A 15,999-nucleotide genomic window follows, 5' to 3' on the forward strand; every position below is an offset into this window, starting at 1 on the left:
TGACTGAAAGGTCGAACGAGGTACAACATTAATCAGTGCTTGGCGGGTGCTGCATCCGGCTCTGGCAGCACTTCACCATTCAGCACGCGCTGCATGCGGTCGGTATCCAGCGCCTTTTCCCACTTGGCTACCACCACGGTGGCCACGCCATTGCCGATCAGGTTGGTGATGGCGCGCGCTTCGGACATGAAACGGTCCACACCAATCAGCAGCGCCAGGCCTTCCACCGGCAGCTTGCCGCCCAGTGTGGCCAGCGTGGCTGCCAGGGTGATGAAACCGCCGCCGGTAACGGCTGCAGCGCCCTTGGAAGTGAGCAGCAATACGCCGATGATGCCCAGCTCTTCACCCAGGCTCAGCTGCACATTGGTAGCCTGGGCAATAAAGATGGCTGCCATGGTCAGGTAGATGGAAGTACCGTCCAGATTGAAGGAGTAACCGGTCGGAATCACCATGCCCACCACCGGTTTGGCGCAGCCCAGGTGTTCCATCTTCTTCATCATGCCCGGCAGGGCGGATTCGGACGAAGACGTACCCAGCACCAGCACGATTTCTTCCTTGATGAAGGCCAGGAACTTGAAAATACTGAAGCCGTTGAAGCGGGCGATGGCGCCCAGCACGATGAAGACGAAGGCAAAGCAGGTGAGGTAAACGCAGGCCATCAGGAAGCCCAGCTGTTTGAGCGAACCCACACCGTATTTGCCAATGGTGAAGGCCATGGCACCGAACGCACCGATCGGGGCCAGCTTCATCAGCATGTTGATCACGCCGAACAGCGCATGCGAGAACTCGTCCAGCATGGAAATCACGGTCTTGCCGCTGCTGCCCATGCGGGTGAGTGCCAGGCCCAGCAATACCGAGAACAGCAATACCTGCAGGATTTCACCGGTGGCAAACGCGCCCACCACGGTATCCGGGATGATGTGCAGCAGGAAGTCGACGGTATTCATGTCCTTGGCACCGGCGGCAAACTTGGCCACCGACTTGGCATCCAGCGTGTGCGGGTCCACATTCAGGCCGGCACCGGGCTGCAGCAGATTCACCACCACCAGGCCAATCACCAGTGCCAGCGTAGTCACGACTTCAAAGTAAAACAGCGCCTTGACGCCGACGCGGCCCACTTCCTTCATGTCGCCCATCTTGGCAATGCCCACCACCACGGTGGAGAAAATGATGGGGGCGATCATCATCTTGATCAGCTTGATGAATGCATCACCCAGCGGCTTCATCTTGGCGGCGGCTTCCGGATAGAAAGCCCCCATCAGTACGCCGATGGAGATGGCAACCAGCACCTGGAAATACAGGCGCGAGTGGAGCGGTGTTTTGGCTTGCATGTCTGGTCTCTTGTTCTCGGATATTCAGAGGTTGAGCGTTGTTCCGGATCCTGATGGATCCTGTTGTTGGGCACATCCTAGCAAGCGCTGGGTTTTTGGCTAATTGCTGATATCCCTAAGCTGTAGCGGAAAATGCAGATTCATGTGCAGGGTGTTTGGAAGTTCAGAAAATTCTTGCAACTAATGCGCACGCTGCCGTCACTTATGACAGCTTTTTCGGATTGTTCATTTGGCGTGAGCAGGAAAGAATCTTCCCTTTATCAGCATTTCGCCTGACCGGAACGAAGGGATGGCGGACAGCTTGTAATTTGCTGCACTGTGCCGCAAGCAGGCTTGATGAATGAATGCTGGTGTTATCGGTGGACTGTTGTCCGCAGACCGTTAAAGGATGATTTCATGGTAAAGGCCGACACGATTCCTGCCGAAGTACGCGAGCGTATCCATCGCGTTGCTACCGAGCTGTATGCCAAGTCAGGCTACCACGCACTGCCCGCGCTGGATGAGGTTCGCAAATGTGCCAATGTCGACATGAATGTGGCCAGTCTGGTGCTCAAGGAATGGCGCAAGATTCAGCCGGTCAGCCCCGCGCCACTGGGTAGCAAGCTGCCCACGCCGGTCGAAGAGGCTGGCCTGGCAGCAATTGATGCCGTCTGGCAGCATGCCCAGCAATTTGCCAATCAGCATCTGCGAGCTGCCCAGGCAGGCTGGCAAACCGAGCGTGAAGAGCTGGATGCGCTGCGCGCCGAGTTGGCCGAAGCCTTCGAGCGGCAGGCTGCCGAACTGGAAGCCACCAGTCAGCAACTGAGCATGGTGCTGGCACTCAATGCCCGCCAGCAACAGGAGCTGGAGCGCGCGGCACCACGGCTGGATGAGTCTGCCAATCGACTGGGAGAAACCGAGTCGCGGCTGGTGGCAGTGGAGCGCGAGCTGGGTGAAACCCACGACAAGCTGGCGCAATCCTACGACGATGTACGCGCGCTGCGTCAGCAATGTGACGAGTTGCGCAAGGAGTGCGACAACTTGCGCAAGCAGCAGGCAGAGTTGCAAGAAGAGCTGCGGGTGCAGCGTTCCGACAAGGAAAGTGCACATCGTGCCGTGGCCAGTCTGCGTCAGCAGTTGCAATCTGCTAGTGGCGGAAACCCGGCATCCCCCGCCAGTGCGCAGGAAGCGGTGGCCGATGTGAAGGAAACCGCTGAACTCGAAGCCGCAGCAGCCTATGGCCAGTCGGTTAGCAACCGCTTGACCACTTCCTCGCGTGCGGCTGACCTGATCGTCCGTTCACGCTGAGAACAAGAACTGGTGCCCGTTGGTGGCACCAGCGCTTCTTGCCACTCAATGAAACTGGCGAATATAAGACGCCACCCCGCCCAATAGCATTTCAATCGAAATCGCGGTCAGCACCAGTCCCATCAGGCGTTCCAGTGCAGTAATGGCCTGCTCCCCCAGCAGCTTTTGCAAGCGCCCGGAAAACAGGAACACCACGGTAGTCACCAGCATGCAGATGGTGAGCGCGCCTATCCATTCCAGCATGCGCGCCGGTTCGCGGGTGGACATCAGCAATACCGTGGCCATGGCCGAAGGGCCGGCAATCAGCGGAATGGCAATCGGCACGATGAAGGGCTCGCCGTGCATCTTGTCGCTGCCAAACACGCTGCCGCCCTCGCTGGGGAAAATCATTTTCAGCGCAATCAGGAACAGGATTACCCCGCCCGCCACCTGCATGGACTGATCGGTCAGGTGCATCACGTCCAGAAAATTCCGCCCGAAAAACATGAAAGTCAGCAGCACCAGAAAAGCGATCAGGCATTCGCGGTACACCACTTTCTTGCGGCGCTCCGGTTTGACTTGTTTGAGTGCGGAGATGAACAGCGGAATATTGCCGAGCGGATCGGTAATCAGGATCAGCAAGACCGTGGCGGAAATGAAAGAAGTTTGCATGGTGGTGTCGACGTGTTGGTCAGTGAAACATTCTGCCGGCGGCAGATTTTATTTTAGTTGCTGCCTGCAAAGGGATGCGGGCAGTAAAGCAAACAAGCCCGGGAATGCCGGGCTTGTCAGGCTGCTGACAAAGTAACTGGTGACATTGCACAGGGCCCGGCACCGCCGGGCCGTTCGACTAAGTTAATTCGTCTACAGCCTTCCCATCGCTTGGCCTGCTCCACGCGCTTGCCCTGCCAATCGCAGAGACTGGAGAACGCGAGAAGCGGCTTGTCAGATTTGGCGATCGCAGTTTATTCGGCGTCGGCAACGCCGTTTGCTTCGTCACCTGCCGCCGGCTTTTCCCGGCGAGCGCTGCCTGCCACCATGGGGATGGCAAACAGACGGCAGGGCAGCGAGCCGTTGAACAGCGGGGTGCGGCGCTTGACCGACAGGTGAATCAGGTCGGACAGGCGCAAATCGCCGGTAAAGAAGTGGGCAGTCCAGCCGGCAAAGTGCGCCTTCAGCCAGTCACCCAGCTGCGGGTACAGCTCGGCCAGCGCGTCCTGCTCGTCCATACGCACGCCATAAGGCGGGTTGGTGACAATGAAGCCGCTATCGGCAAACGGGCGTGCTTGCAGCACGTCTTGTGCCTGCAGCTCGATGGCATCGGCCAGACCGGCGCGTTGCAGGTTGGCACGGGCTACCGGCAGCATGTTGCGGGCGCGGTCGCTGCCCTTGATGGCCAGATTGCGCACCGGCAGTTCTGCCGCGCGCGCTTCGCTCAGCAGCGCTTCCCAGGACAGGGCGTCAAATTCGCGCAGGCGTTGGAAACCAAAGCGGCGGTTGCGACCCGGCGCGCGTTTGAGTGCGATGTCGGCCGCTTCCACCAGGAAGGTGCCGCTGCCGCACATCGGGTCCAGCAAAGGCTGGCTGCCATCGTAACCGGCAATCAGCAGAATGCCGGCTGCCAGGTTTTCCCGCAGCGGGGCTTCACCGGTTTCTTCACGCCAGCCGCGCTTGAACAGCGGTTCGCCGCTGGTATCCAGATAAATGGTGGCATGGTCGCGGGTGAGGAAGGCGTGGATGCGCATGTCCGGCGTGCGGGTGTCCACATTGGGGCGACCGGCATTGGCCTGACGGAAGCGGTCGCACACGGCGTCTTTCACCTTGAGCGAGACAAAATCCAGGCTGCGCAGCTGTGCGCCGATGGCATCGGTTTTTACCTTGATGCTGCGCGATACATCGAACCAGCGCGGCCAGTCGATCTGCATGGCCAGCTGGTAGATATCGCTTTCTTGCTGGTAACCGCCTTCGGCCAGCTTCAACAGCACACGGCTGGCGGTGCGGCTGTAGAGGTTGGCCTTCATCATGATGTCGGCGTCGCCACGGAAGGCTACCCCGCCGTCCACCTTGCTGACATCGTTGGCACCCAGTGCGTTCAGTTCGGCCACCAGCGTCATTTCCAGGCCGCGCGGGCAGGGAGCGAACAAGGCCAGTTGCTTGTCGCGCAGGCCGGTCAGCGCATACACCGCTTGCGCGGCCAGCTTGTCGTTCCATGCCGGTTTGTCGGTACTTCTAGCTTGGCGGCTATCGTGCTGGCGCGGGTCGCGCTCCATGCGGTGTTTGTTGTCGAAGGGCTTGAGGCTGGCCGGGGAGTTGCCGCGCTCGCGCGGTTCCCAGCTGCGCTCATGACGGGCATCGCGACGCGGGCTGTCCTCGCGCTGGAAACGCTCACGCGGTGCGCTGTCTTCCCGGCGATCTGCCGGTTTGGAGAACAGCTTGCGTGGTGCGTTTTCCTGCACCGGTTCGTCGCGGCGGAAGCGGTTTTCCCGTTCAGCAGCCGGTGCCGGCAGGATTTCCGGGTCGTAATAGCTGGCCGCATCATTGCGTTCCACGCGGCGCGGGGCTTGCTCGCGCGGCTGCTCGTCACGGCGGAAGCGGTTATCACGCGGCGCGCTGTCTTCCCGTCGTTCGGCCGGCTTCGCGAACAGCTTGCGTGGTGCATTTTGCTGCGCGGGTTCGTCGCGGCGGAAGCGGTTTTCCCGTTCAGCAGTCGGTGCCGGCAGGATTTCCGGATCGTAGTGACGGGCGGCATCATTGCGCTCGAAACGGCGCGGAGCCTGTTCCCGTGGCGGCTCGTCACGGCGGAAGCGGTTATCTCGCGGCGCGCTGTCTTCACGGCGCTCGGCCGGCTTGGAGAACAGCTTGCGCGGGCCTTGCTCTGCCGCCGGAATGGTCGGTGCCGCCGCTGGTGTGTCGCGTTCCACATGACGCGGCACATGAGGTTTGTGTTCGATCTGGCGATCCGGCTGGCTGTTCAGCGGTTTGCGGCCGGACGGGCCACGGTCACGCTGATAGCTGCGCTCGCCTTCCGGACGGCGCGATTCATGCAGATCGCCACGGCTATCGGCCGGATGCAGGCTGCGCGGGGCCGAGGCGTCACGCTCGCGCGGCGGGTAGGGCTTGCGTTCACGGTCGTCACGGTTGAATGGCTTGCGTTCACCGTCACGGGCATCGAAACGGCGCGGCTCACCATCGCGCGGCGGGTAGGGCTTGCGCTCACGGTCGTCACGGTTGAACGGTTTGCGATCGCCATCACGCGGCTCGAAACGGCGCGGCTCGCCATCACGTGGCTCGAAACGGCGCGGCTCACCGTCGCGTGGCGGATAGGGCTTGCGTTCGCGGTCGTCACGGTTGAACGGTTTGCGCTCGCCGTCACGGGCATCGAAACGGCGCGGCTCACCATCGCGCGGCGGGTAAGGCTTGCGCTCGCGGTCGTCACGGTTGAATGGCTTGCGTTCGCCGTCACGGGCATCGAAACGGCGCTGTTCTCCCTGGCGTGGCGGCTGGCCTGCTGCCGGACGGCGCGAGGAGTAAGGATCGCGCGGGCCGTCGGCTGACGGTGCCTTTTTCTGGATGATGGGTCCCTTGGCCGTGCCATCGGCGGGTGCGGCGGCACTACCAGCGGCAGGCTGAGCGGAGGAGGTGTCGCTGCTGCTGACATCGCGGCGCAGATTGGCGCGCTGGCGTGAACGGAAAGTGGCCATGGGTACATCCTTCAAATAAGCAAGCTTTAAGCAATCTTCCATTTTACCTTATTTGCAGGCGCACTGCTTGGTGCTGCTCCGCCTTTCAGGTAGCATGTCCGGTTCCCTTTTGTTTTGGCGCGGCTTTGCCATGTTGCAGGATTCATTTGCCACCCGTCTGGTGGCTTGGCAGGAACAGCACGGCCGGCACGATCTGCCCTGGCAGGTGAGTGACCCATACCGGGTATGGCTGTCCGAGATCATGTTGCAGCAAACGCAGGTGACTGCGGTGCTGGGCTATTACGCCCGCTTCCTGCAGCAATTCCCTGACGTGGCCAGCCTGGCGGCCGCGTCTGTCGATGAGGTGCTGGCCTTGTGGAGCGGCCTTGGCTATTACAGCCGGGCGCGCAATCTGCACAAGGCCGCCCGCATGGTGATGGATGAATTTGGCGGACGGTTCCCGCAACAGCGCGAGGACATCCAGCGGCTGCCTGGTGTCGGGCGCTCTACTGCTGCCGCAATTGCAGCCTTTGCCTTTGGCCAGCGGGAAACCATTCTGGACGGTAATGTCAAACGCGTCTTGACGCGCTGCTTCGGCATCAGTGGTTTTCCCGGTGAGAAGGCAGTGGAAAACCGGCTGTGGACGCTGGCAGAATCCTTGCTGCCGGCTGACGCTGCCCAGATGACTGCTTACACCCAGGGCCTGATGGATCTTGGTGCCACCGTGTGCGGCCGCAAGCCGGCCTGTACCGTGTGCCCGATGGTGGATGGCTGTGTAGCCGCACAGCAGGGGCGTACCCATGAGTTGCCCACTCCGCGACCAAAAAAGGCGGTGCCCACCCGTCACACCGTCATGTTGCTGGCACAGCATGGCGACAAGGTGTGGCTGGAGCGCCGGCCGCCTACGGGTATCTGGGGCGGCTTGTTATCCCTGCCAGAATTTGCCGACTCCATGGCGGTGGAAAGCTGGCTGGCCGAGCAGGGCAGTGGTGATGTGCTGCCCTCCTGGCCGGAGCTGGAACATGTGTTTACCCATTTTCGCTTGATCATCACCCCGGTGCCGGTACGGCTGGATACGCTGGCCGGCTCCCGGGTACAGGATTCCGCCGGCCAGTGGCTGCCATTGGCGCAGGCACTGGAGGCCGGATTGCCCGCCCCGGTCAAACGGCTGTTGCAGCGTTTGAATGCGTGAGTGCGGCGTATTGGTATTCTTTTTTCGTGCAGCCTTGCTGCCCAGGTGTGAAATATGGTTTCCGTAGTGCGTTCGATGGCCGATACCCTGGCCGATGCAGCCGACCCGAAACGGTGGCTGGAACAGATGTCCGCAGCCCTGCCCGAGGCCGAAGCCAGCCTGCTGGCACGTGCCTTTGAAGCCGCGCGCGAGCTGTATCGCGGCAAGGGGCTGGTGAGCACCGGCGAGGACCTGTTCAGCCATGCGGTGTCCGCCGCGGCCATTGTGGCCGACCTTAACCTGCTGACCGACGCCATTGTCGCCACCCTGCTGTTTGCCGTGCCGGATCACAAGCCCGACTGGCAAGGGTGGATGACCGAGAATTTCGGCCAGACCGTCACCGTGCTGGTGGATGGCGTGGGCGGCGTGCGCCGCATTACCGAGCTGGCGCGCATCGACAAGCTGGAAACCCCGGAAGAACGTGCCCGCCAGGCGGAAACCATGCGCAAGATGCTGCTGGCCATGGTGGCGGATATCCGCGTGGTGCTGATCAAGCTGGCCTGGCGTACCCAGACCATGCATTACCTGCCCCATGTGCATGACGAAGCGGTGCGGCGCGCCATCGCCACCGAAACGCTGGACCTGTTTGCCCCGCTGGCCAACCGCCTGGGTGTGTGGCAGATCAAGTGGGAGCTGGAAGACCTGGGCTTCCGCCACACCGAACCGGACAGCTACAAGAAAATTGCCAGGCTGCTGGACGAGCGCCGGCTGGAGCGCATCGATTATATCGACCGGGTGCTGGATACCCTGCGCGCCGAACTCAAGGCTGCCGGGGTCAAGGCCGAAGTGGCCGGGCGGCCCAAGCACATCTTCTCCATCTGGAAGAAGATGAAAAAGAAAAAGCTCGACTTTACCGAGCTGTACGACATCCGCGCCGTGCGCATCCTGGTGGAAAAACTGCCGGATTGCTACACCGCGCTGGGCATCATCCACGGCATGTGGCAGCCGATTCCCGGCGAGTTCGACGACTACATTTCCCACCCCAAGGCCAATAATTACCGCAGCCTGCACACCGCGGTGATCGGCCCGGAGGACAAGGCGCTGGAGGTGCAGATCCGTACCTTCGAAATGCACGAACATGCCGAATTCGGCGTGGCCGCGCACTGGCGCTACAAGGAAGGCGGCAAGGGCGATGCGCAGTACGAGGAAAAGATTTCCTGGCTGCGCCAATTGCTGGACTGGCGCGAGGAAATGTCCGACCGCGAAGGCCTGGCCGAAGCCTTCAAGACCGAGCTGTTCTCCGACACCATCTACGTACTGACCCCGCAAGGCCGGGTGCTGGCGCTGCCACATGGCGCCACCCCCATCGACTTTGCCTACGCCATTCATACCGGCCTTGGCAATCGCTGCCGGGGTGCCAAGGTGGAAGGGCAGATCGTGCCCCTGTCCACCCCGCTGCAAAACGGCCAGCGGGTGGAAGTGCTGACCGCCAAGGAAGGCGGACCTTCGGTCAACTGGCTGCACGATGGCTGGGTGAAAAGCCACCGCGCCATCTCCAAGATCCGCCAGTACATCCGCATGCAGAATGCGGACACGGTGCGCGAAACCGGCAAGCAATTGTTTGAGCGCGAACTGGCCCGCCACCCGCATCAACAACCCAACCTCACCCTGCTGGCGGAAAAACTGGGTTACGCCAAGCTGGACGAAGTGTACGGCGCGATGGGGCATGGTGAACTCAGCGTCCGTGCGGTCGCCAATGCCATTGCCAGCTTTGCCCCGCCGCCTCCGGCAGATGTGGAGCCGGAAAGCATCATCCGCGCCAGCAAGGGCGGCCATGATGCGGGCGGCATCCTGATTGAAGGGGTGGACAACCTGATGACGGTACTGGCCAAGTGCTGCAAGCCGGCACCGCCGGATGCCGTGGTCGGTTTCGTCACCAAGGGCCGTGGCATTTCCATTCACCGCACCAATTGCCTCACGCTCAAGCGCCTGTCGGCCGATGTGCCGGAACGGCTGATTGCTGCAGGCTGGGGCGATCAGAAAAGTAGCGTGTTTCCGATTGATATCGAGGTGGTGTCGCTGGATCGTGGTGGTCTGCTGCGCGATATTTCCGACGTGCTGTCCCGCGAAAAGCTCAACCTGATTGCCGTCCACACCCTGTCGCGCGATATGCGTGCCAAGATGCGCTTCACCGTGGAAGTGCGCCAGGTACAGGACATCAGCCGCGTGCTGGCGCGCATGATGGAGTTGCCTGGCGTCACCGATGCGCGTCGGGTGTAATCCCTGGTCATGAGCGAACCGTTTTGCGGTGCCAAGGCAGCGCTGTTTTATCAGGACAGCCTGCTGGTGTATCTGCGGGATGACAAAGCGTGGCTGCCCTTTGCCGCCTGCTGGGATTTTCCCGGCGGCGGGCGGGAAGGGCAGGAGAGCCCGTTTGCCTGCCTGCAACGCGAAACGCGGGAAGAATTCGGCATCCTGTTACAGCCTGCACAAATCGTCTGGCAGCGCAGCTATCCCAGCTGGCACCGGCCCGGCGCGCAAAGCGTGTTCATGGCGGGCCGGCTGGAAGCCTCCCAGGCTGAGGCCATCCGCTTTGGCGACGAAGGCCAGTACTGGCGCTGGATGAAACCCGGGGACTATCTGGCACAAAGCGCAGCGGTCCCCTACCTGCAGCAACGCTTGCAGGACTATCTGCAGGCAGCGGCAATGCGCACGTAATAAATGCCGCATGGCGCTCATGTCAGGTGACAGTACGGTCATTGCCGATTGATTTCAATTGAAGATATTTCCATAATCGCTCCTCTGAATCTGCCGGCCATCGCCAGCCATGCAGATGACAACCAAGCAGGAATCCCATGTCAGAACTCATCACTGCCGCGCGTCGCGCCCTGTCCATGATGGACCTCACCTCTCTGAACGATGACGATACCGATGCGCGCATCGTTGCCCTGTGCCAGCAAGCCAGCAGTAGTGCCGGTACGGTGGCGGCAGTCTGCGTCTATCCCCGTTTTGTTGCACTGGCGCGCCGCACGCTGGATGAGCTGGGCCTGCAACAAGTCAAGGTGGCTACGGTCAGCAACTTCCCGGCCGGTGGCGATGACATCGCGCTGGCTGTCGCCGAAACCGCAGCGGCCATCGCAGACGGTGCTGACGAGGTGGATGTGGTGTTTCCGTACCGTGCCCTGCTGGCAGGCAATGCCGAAGTCGGGGCCGAGCTGGTGGCGGCCTGCAAGGGAGCCTGCGGCGACAAGCTGCTCAAGGTCATCATCGAAAGCGGCGAACTGAAAGAACCGGCCCTGATCCGCCAGGCCAGCCTGATCGCAATCGAGGCCGGGGCCGACTTCATCAAGACCTCCACCGGCAAAGTGGCGGTGAATGCCACGCTGGATGCCGCCGGCATCATGCTGGCCGCCATCCGCTCCACCGGTGCACAGTGCGGCTTCAAGGCCGCGGGCGGTGTGCGCACGGCAGCCGAAGCCACCGAATACATCGACCTGGCCGAACACATGCTGGGCGAGCACTGGGTGAGCCCGGAACATTTCCGCTTTGGTGCCTCCAGCCTGCTGGCCAATCTGCAGGCAGAAATCAGCGGCGGGGCAGCCACTGCCGGTGGCGCTTACTGAGCCACGCCACCGCAATCAGCTGCATGCAGGCCGAAGCCCGTCTTCGGCCTTGTCTATTGGCAGGGCGGTCGGCCTTGCCCACCCAGCAGGAGAAACCCATGTTTTTACCTCAGGAAGTCATCCGCAAGAAGCGCGACGGCCAGACACTGTCGGCCGAGGAAATCCGCCAGTTCGTGGCCGGCATCACCGATGACAGCGTGGCCGACAGCCAGATAGCAGCCTTGGCCATGGCGGTGTATTTCCAGGGCATGGAACTGTCGGAAAACGTTGAACTGGCCATGGCCATGCGTGATTCGGGACGCTGTCTGCGCTGGGACGACTTGCACCTGCCAGGACCGGTGCTGGACAAACACTCCACCGGTGGGGTGGGCGATGTGGTGTCGCTGATGCTGGGGCCGCTGATTGCCGCCTGTGGCGGCTTTGTGCCGATGATTTCCGGCCGCGGTCTGGGTCATACCGGCGGCACGCTGGACAAGCTGTCGGCCATTCCCGGCTACAACCCGTTTCCCACGCCGGAACGCCTGCGTCAGGTGGTGCGCGAAGTCGGCGTGGCCATCATCGGCCAGACCAGTGATCTGGCTCCGGCTGACCGGCGCTTTTACGCCACGCGAGACATCACGGCTACGGTGGAATCCATCGCGCTGATCACTGCCTCCATCCTGTCCAAGAAACTGGCTGCCGGGCTGGATGTACTGGTGATGGACGTCAAGGCCGGCAGCGGCGCCTTCATGCCCACCATGGCACAGTCCATCGCGCTGGCCGAACGTATTGTCCATGTCGGCAATGGTGCCGGAGTACGTACCCGCGCCCTCATCACCGACATGAGCCAGCCGCTGGCCAGCACCGCCGGTAACAGCCTGGAAACCCTGGAAGCCGTGCGCTACCTGCGTGGCGAGGCCGCCAACCCGCGCCTGCATGCCGTCACCATGGCCTTGTGCAGTGAAATGCTGCTGGCCAGCGGCCTGGCCAAGGATGCGGTGGAGGCCGGGCAGCGGCTGCAAACCGCACTGGACTCCGGCCGCGCCGCCGAAATATTCGGTCGCATGGTATCGGCACTGGGGGGCCCGGCCGACCTGCTGGAGCAGCCGGAACGCCATCTGGCAGCAGCACCGCTGGTACGCCCGGTCTATGCTGAGCATGGCGGCTTTGTCGCCGCCATGGATACCCGGGCACTGGGCATGGCCGTTTGCGCCCTGGGCGGTGGTCGTCGTCAGGCCAGCGACCAGCTGGACTACCGTGTCGGACTGAGCGGTTTTGCCGAACTGGGTGCCGAACTGATGCCGGATACCCCCTTGCTGTTCATCCATGCCGCCGACGCCGTCAGTGCCGACGAAGCAGAACGCCGGGTGCGCGAGGCCATTCATATCGCGCCACAAGCGCCCGCAGCACTGCCGCTGGTGTATCAAACCATCCGCCAGCCGGAACAGGAGCCATCGCAATGAAACGCGCCATCATTCTGATACTGGATTCGCTGGGCATCGGGGCGGCTGCCGATGCGCCACTGTTCGGCGATGCAGGCAGCAACACCCTGGGCCATATCGCCATGGAAGCCGCTGCCGGTCGTGCCCAGAAGGGGCGTAGTGGCCCGCTATACCTGCCCAATCTGTCGAAAATGGGGCTGGGGCATGCCTGTCAGCTGTCCTCCGGTTATTTTCCGGAAGGCATGGACCAGGCGGCACCGATCGCTGCCTACGGTTATGCCCGCGAACTGTCCAGCGGCAAGGACACGCCGTCCGGCCATTGGGAAATCGCCGGGGTGCCAGTGCTGTTCGACTGGGGTTATTTCACCGACAAGGACAACAGTTTTCCGCCTGCCTTGCTGGATGAGATTGTCAGCAAGGCCGGTTTGCCAGGCTTCCTCGGCAATTGCCATGCGTCGGGCACTGAAATTCTCGACCGTCTGGGCGAGGAACACATGCGCACCGGCAAGCCCATTTTCTATACTTCGGCCGATTCGGTATTCCAGATCGCCTGCCACGAAGAAACCTTCGGGCTGGAGCGCTTGTACCAGCTGTGCCAGATCACCCGCGAAGCGCTGGAGCCTTACAATATCGGCCGCGTCATTGCCCGACCGTTTCTGGGAGAGGGCAAGGGCGGCTTTGTCCGTACCGGCAACCGCAAGGACCTGGCACTGCCGCCGCCCGCTGCCACCGTGCTGCAAAAGCTGGCCGACGCCGGCGGGCAGGTGGTGTCCATCGGCAAGATTGCTGATATCTATGCCCATGTCGGCATTACCGAACAGCACAAGGCCACCGGTTTCGACCAGATCTGGGATGCCACGCTGGCGGCCATGCGTAACACGCAACAGCGCGCCATCATCATGGCCAACTTCGTTGATTTCGATTCCAGCTACGGTCATCGGCGTGATATCGCCGGTTACGCCCGGGCGCTGGAAGAGTTCGATCGCCGCCTGCCCGAAGTCATGGCAGCCATGCAGCCGGACGATATCCTGATTTTGTCGGCCGACCACGGCTGCGACCCCACCTGGTCCGGCACGGATCACACGCGCGAGCATATTCCGGTGCTGTGTTATGGCCATGGCGTGCCCGCCGGCTCCATTGGCGCGCGCAGCACCTTTGCTGACATCGGCCAGAGCGTGGCCAGCCATCTTGGCCTACCTGCCATGGATTACGGGTCTTCCTTTCTGAACTGAGCACGCCACACAAGGAGAAGCACAATGGCTACCCCGCACATCAATGCCCAGAAGGGCGATTTTGCCGAAACCGTGCTGATGCCCGGCGACCCGCTGCGCGCCAGAATGATTGCCGAAACCTTTTTGCAGGATGCCCGCGAGGTCACCAGCGTGCGCAATATGCTGGGCTATACCGGCAGCTATCAGGGCAAGCGTCTGTCGGTAATGGCACACGGCATGGGCATCCCCTCTGCCAGCATCTACACCACCGAGCTGATCCAGCACTACGGGGTGAAAAACATCATCCGTGTCGGCTCCTGCGGTGCCGTGACCGCCAAAACCCAGCTGCGCGAGTTGTACATCGCCATGGGTGCCTGTACCGACAGCAAGGTCAACCGCATGCGGTTCAACAATCATGACTTTGCCGCCATTGCCGATTACACCCTGCTACGTACCGCCATGGACGCAGCCCAGCAACTGGGACGTACCGTCAATGTGGGGAATGTGTTTTCCGCCGACCTGTTCTACGGCGTGGAACCCACCATGCTGGAAGTGCTGGAGCGGATGAACGTGCAAGTCATCGAAATGGAACTGGCCGGTATCTACAGCGTGGCTGCGCAATACGGTGCGCGTGCGCTGGGAATCCTGACGGTGTCCGACATCATTCCGACTGGCGAAGCCACCAGTGCCGAAGAGCGGCAAACCACCTTCCGCGAGATGATGGAGCTGGCGCTGGAGACGGCAATCCGCTTATAGCAACATGCTGCCATGCAGCAGCGTGGTTGCGCTAAAACGCGCTCAGCCACTGCTGCCCTGTCTCTGCAAAGCAGGTTTTCTGAATGCCAATCAGGGTGGCAAGCAAGTTATCTGTCTGATTTATTGTTTAATATCAGTATCTTGCTGGTGTGTTGCAGTTGGCGCACTATTTTTAGTGCAGTGCACAAAAAATACTTGCCAAACCAGGGGGTGGTCCTGATAATGAAACCTGCATCAGGACGTGGCATGCAATGTGTGCGTTTTGGTGTTGTCTCCTCCATCCTCCTTCTTTTAGGTGGAACTTGGCGCAATCAACATGGATTGCGCTTTTTTTTTGCCCGGCGCGTGCCCGGCTGCCGACAATCAAGTATTCTCTCGTCCATACGGCGTTTTTCTGCCCGGTTGTGGCAAAAAAGACCGCTTTCCCGTCCCGTTTCAGCATTGTCATTTGCTTTGTTACACAATGGTTTGACAGTGGGAAGGGCACTGCATTAGAATCCGTAACTTTCAAGAATTACGATGGAAGAGTTCCATGAAGACCTTTTCTGCCAAGCCGCATGAGGTTAAGCGCGAGTGGTTCGTGGTCGACGCCGAAGACAAGGTGCTGGGTCGCCTCGCCGCCGAAATCGCTCACCGCCTGCGTGGCAAGCACAAGCCGGAATACACTCCGCACGTTGATACCGGTGACTACATTGTTGTAGTCAACGTTGACAAACTGCGTGTTACTGGTACCAAAGCGCTGGACAAGAAGTACTACCGTCACTCCGGTTACCCGGGCGGTATCTATGAACGCAACTTCACCGAACTGCAAAACCAGTTCCCGGAACGCGTTCTGGAAAAAGCCGTTAAAGGCATGCTGCCGAAGGGTCCGCTGGGCTACGCCATGATCAAGAAGCTCAAGGTGTACGCTGGTACCGAACATCCGCACACTGCCCAGCAGCCCAAAGTGCTGGAATTTCGTTTTTAAGGCATAGAGAATGAACGGTAAATACTACTACGGCACCGGCCGTCGCAAGAGCTCCGTAGCTCGCGTGTTCATGCAAAAGGGTAGCGGCCAGATCATCGTTAACGGCAAGCCGGTTGACGAATACTTCTCCCGCGAAACCGGTCGCATGGTTATCCGCCAGCCGCTGGTTCTGACCGAAAACACCGAATCCTTCGACATCAAGGTTAATGTTGTTGGTGGTGGTGAAACTGGTCAGGCAGGTGCTATCCGTCACGGTATCACCCGCGCTCTGATCGACTTCGACGCAGTCCTGAAGCCGGCTCTGTCCGCTGCAGGCTACGTAACCCGCGATGCGCGTGAAGTTGAACGTAAAAAAGTCGGCCTGCGCAAAGCTCGCCGCGCCAAGCAGTTCTCCAAGCGTTAATCGCCTGGTGCTGTTTATGCAAAAGCCGCCTTCGGGCGGCTTTTTCTTTTGCTGTTGGCTGTCTTTTTTCCCCGCCGCATTGCTTCTTTCCTGTTGCTCCCATCTTGCTTGCCCAAGTCGAAACAGTACCGCTGGTACTTGCTTGCGGTCGCTGTTTCTTTACCTGAAAT

14 protein-coding genes are annotated in these 15,999 nt (G+C 61.0%); 11 read left to right on the forward strand and 3 right to left on the reverse strand.

What is annotated here, in order from left to right:
* Nucleotides 1–32: 32 nt before the first annotated feature.
* Nucleotides 33–1,331, reverse strand: a complete 1,299-nt coding sequence (locus DKK66_RS10370; RefSeq protein ID WP_045846630.1) for a dicarboxylate/amino acid:cation symporter — start codon at nucleotides 1,329–1,331, stop codon at nucleotides 33–35.
* A 396-nt stretch (nucleotides 1,332–1,727) separates the two neighbouring features.
* Between DKK66_RS10370 and DKK66_RS10375 the strand changes: the two genes are divergently transcribed.
* The gene (locus DKK66_RS10375) at nucleotides 1,728–2,618 is read left to right on the forward strand and encodes a DNA-binding protein (protein ID WP_165494152.1); all 891 of its coding nucleotides are present in this window, start codon (nucleotides 1,728–1,730) and stop codon (nucleotides 2,616–2,618) included.
* A gap of 45 nt (nucleotides 2,619–2,663) precedes the next feature.
* Here the strand turns inward: DKK66_RS10375 and DKK66_RS10380 are convergent, their stop codons facing one another.
* Together DKK66_RS10380 and DKK66_RS20735 are read right to left on the reverse strand one after the other, a co-directional pair.
* Nucleotides 2,664–3,269 (reverse strand): MarC family protein, encoded by a 606-nt coding sequence (locus tag DKK66_RS10380; protein ID WP_045846629.1) that lies wholly within the window; start codon nucleotides 3,267–3,269, stop codon nucleotides 2,664–2,666.
* Nucleotides 3,270–3,562: 293 nt separating this feature from the next.
* On the reverse strand, nucleotides 3,563–6,298 hold the full coding sequence (locus tag DKK66_RS20735) for a THUMP domain-containing protein (protein ID WP_131357798.1): 2,736 nt from the start codon (nucleotides 6,296–6,298) through the stop codon (nucleotides 3,563–3,565).
* 130 nt (nucleotides 6,299–6,428) lie between these two features.
* Here DKK66_RS20735 and mutY point away from each other — a divergent pair, with 130 nt between their 5' ends.
* From mutY to rpsI, 10 genes are all read left to right on the forward strand, one after another.
* Entirely contained in the window at nucleotides 6,429–7,469 is a 1,041-nt protein-coding gene (gene mutY, locus DKK66_RS10390; protein ID WP_370302420.1) for an A/G-specific adenine glycosylase, read from the forward strand.
* Between the two features lie 54 nt (nucleotides 7,470–7,523).
* Nucleotides 7,524–9,728: a bifunctional (p)ppGpp synthetase/guanosine-3',5'-bis(diphosphate) 3'-pyrophosphohydrolase gene (locus tag DKK66_RS10395; protein ID WP_131357801.1), complete on the forward strand. Its 2,205-nt coding sequence runs from the start codon at nucleotides 7,524–7,526 to the stop codon at nucleotides 9,726–9,728.
* 9 nt (nucleotides 9,729–9,737) lie between these two features.
* On the forward strand, nucleotides 9,738–10,166 hold the full coding sequence (locus tag DKK66_RS10400) for an NUDIX hydrolase (protein ID WP_131357804.1): 429 nt from the start codon (nucleotides 9,738–9,740) through the stop codon (nucleotides 10,164–10,166).
* A gap of 137 nt (nucleotides 10,167–10,303) precedes the next feature.
* A complete protein-coding gene (gene deoC, locus DKK66_RS10405) occupies nucleotides 10,304–11,071 on the forward strand; it encodes a deoxyribose-phosphate aldolase (protein ID WP_131357807.1) in 768 nt (255 codons plus the stop codon).
* 98 nt (nucleotides 11,072–11,169) lie between these two features.
* Nucleotides 11,170–12,513: a thymidine phosphorylase gene (gene deoA / locus DKK66_RS10410; RefSeq protein WP_131357810.1), complete on the forward strand. Its 1,344-nt coding sequence runs from the start codon at nucleotides 11,170–11,172 to the stop codon at nucleotides 12,511–12,513.
* Complete coding sequence (locus DKK66_RS10415; RefSeq protein ID WP_131357813.1) at nucleotides 12,510–13,724, forward strand: phosphopentomutase; 1,215 nt, start codon at nucleotides 12,510–12,512, stop codon at nucleotides 13,722–13,724. The genes deoA and DKK66_RS10415 overlap by 4 nt, the downstream gene beginning before the upstream one ends.
* A 24-nt stretch (nucleotides 13,725–13,748) precedes the next feature.
* Nucleotides 13,749–14,459 (forward strand): purine-nucleoside phosphorylase, encoded by a 711-nt coding sequence (gene deoD / locus DKK66_RS10420; protein ID WP_045846622.1) that lies wholly within the window; start codon nucleotides 13,749–13,751, stop codon nucleotides 14,457–14,459.
* A 12-nt stretch (nucleotides 14,460–14,471) separates the two neighbouring features.
* Complete coding sequence (locus tag DKK66_RS10425; protein ID WP_131357816.1) at nucleotides 14,472–14,954, forward strand: hypothetical protein; 483 nt, start codon at nucleotides 14,472–14,474, stop codon at nucleotides 14,952–14,954.
* A gap of 37 nt (nucleotides 14,955–14,991) precedes the next feature.
* Entirely contained in the window at nucleotides 14,992–15,426 is a 435-nt protein-coding gene (rplM, locus tag DKK66_RS10430; protein WP_045846621.1) for a 50S ribosomal protein L13, read from the forward strand.
* A 10-nt stretch (nucleotides 15,427–15,436) separates the two neighbouring features.
* Complete coding sequence (gene rpsI / locus DKK66_RS10435; protein ID WP_045846620.1) at nucleotides 15,437–15,829, forward strand: 30S ribosomal protein S9; 393 nt, start codon at nucleotides 15,437–15,439, stop codon at nucleotides 15,827–15,829.
* Nucleotides 15,830–15,999 lie beyond the last annotated feature (170 nt).

The organism is Aquitalea sp. USM4, from assembly GCF_004328945.1.
GTDB lineage: Bacteria > Pseudomonadota > Gammaproteobacteria > Burkholderiales > Chromobacteriaceae > Aquitalea > Aquitalea pelogenes.

Excerpts from the sequence above, each read along its gene's own strand:
- DKK66_RS10370 (WP_045846630.1), bottom strand. The coding sequence starts at position 1,331 with ATGCAAGCCAAAACACCGCTCCACTCGCGCCTGTATTTCCAGGTGCTG.
- DKK66_RS10375 (WP_165494152.1), top strand. The coding sequence starts at position 1,728 with ATGGTAAAGGCCGACACGATTCCTGCCGAAGTACGCGAGCGTATCCAT.
- DKK66_RS10380 (WP_045846629.1), bottom strand. The coding sequence starts at position 3,269 with ATGCAAACTTCTTTCATTTCCGCCACGGTCTTGCTGATCCTGATTACC.
- DKK66_RS20735 (WP_131357798.1), bottom strand. The coding sequence starts at position 6,298 with ATGGCCACTTTCCGTTCACGCCAGCGCGCCAATCTGCGCCGCGATGTC.
- mutY (WP_370302420.1), top strand. The coding sequence starts at position 6,429 with ATGTTGCAGGATTCATTTGCCACCCGTCTGGTGGCTTGGCAGGAACAG.
- DKK66_RS10395 (WP_131357801.1), top strand. The coding sequence starts at position 7,524 with ATGGTTTCCGTAGTGCGTTCGATGGCCGATACCCTGGCCGATGCAGCC.
- DKK66_RS10400 (WP_131357804.1), top strand. The coding sequence starts at position 9,738 with ATGAGCGAACCGTTTTGCGGTGCCAAGGCAGCGCTGTTTTATCAGGAC.
- deoC (WP_131357807.1), top strand. The coding sequence starts at position 10,304 with ATGTCAGAACTCATCACTGCCGCGCGTCGCGCCCTGTCCATGATGGAC.
- deoA (WP_131357810.1), top strand. The coding sequence starts at position 11,170 with ATGTTTTTACCTCAGGAAGTCATCCGCAAGAAGCGCGACGGCCAGACA.
- DKK66_RS10415 (WP_131357813.1), top strand. The coding sequence starts at position 12,510 with ATGAAACGCGCCATCATTCTGATACTGGATTCGCTGGGCATCGGGGCG.
- deoD (WP_045846622.1), top strand. The coding sequence starts at position 13,749 with ATGGCTACCCCGCACATCAATGCCCAGAAGGGCGATTTTGCCGAAACC.
- DKK66_RS10425 (WP_131357816.1), top strand. The coding sequence starts at position 14,472 with ATGCAGCAGCGTGGTTGCGCTAAAACGCGCTCAGCCACTGCTGCCCTG.
- rplM (WP_045846621.1), top strand. The coding sequence starts at position 14,992 with ATGAAGACCTTTTCTGCCAAGCCGCATGAGGTTAAGCGCGAGTGGTTC.
- rpsI (WP_045846620.1), top strand. The coding sequence starts at position 15,437 with ATGAACGGTAAATACTACTACGGCACCGGCCGTCGCAAGAGCTCCGTA.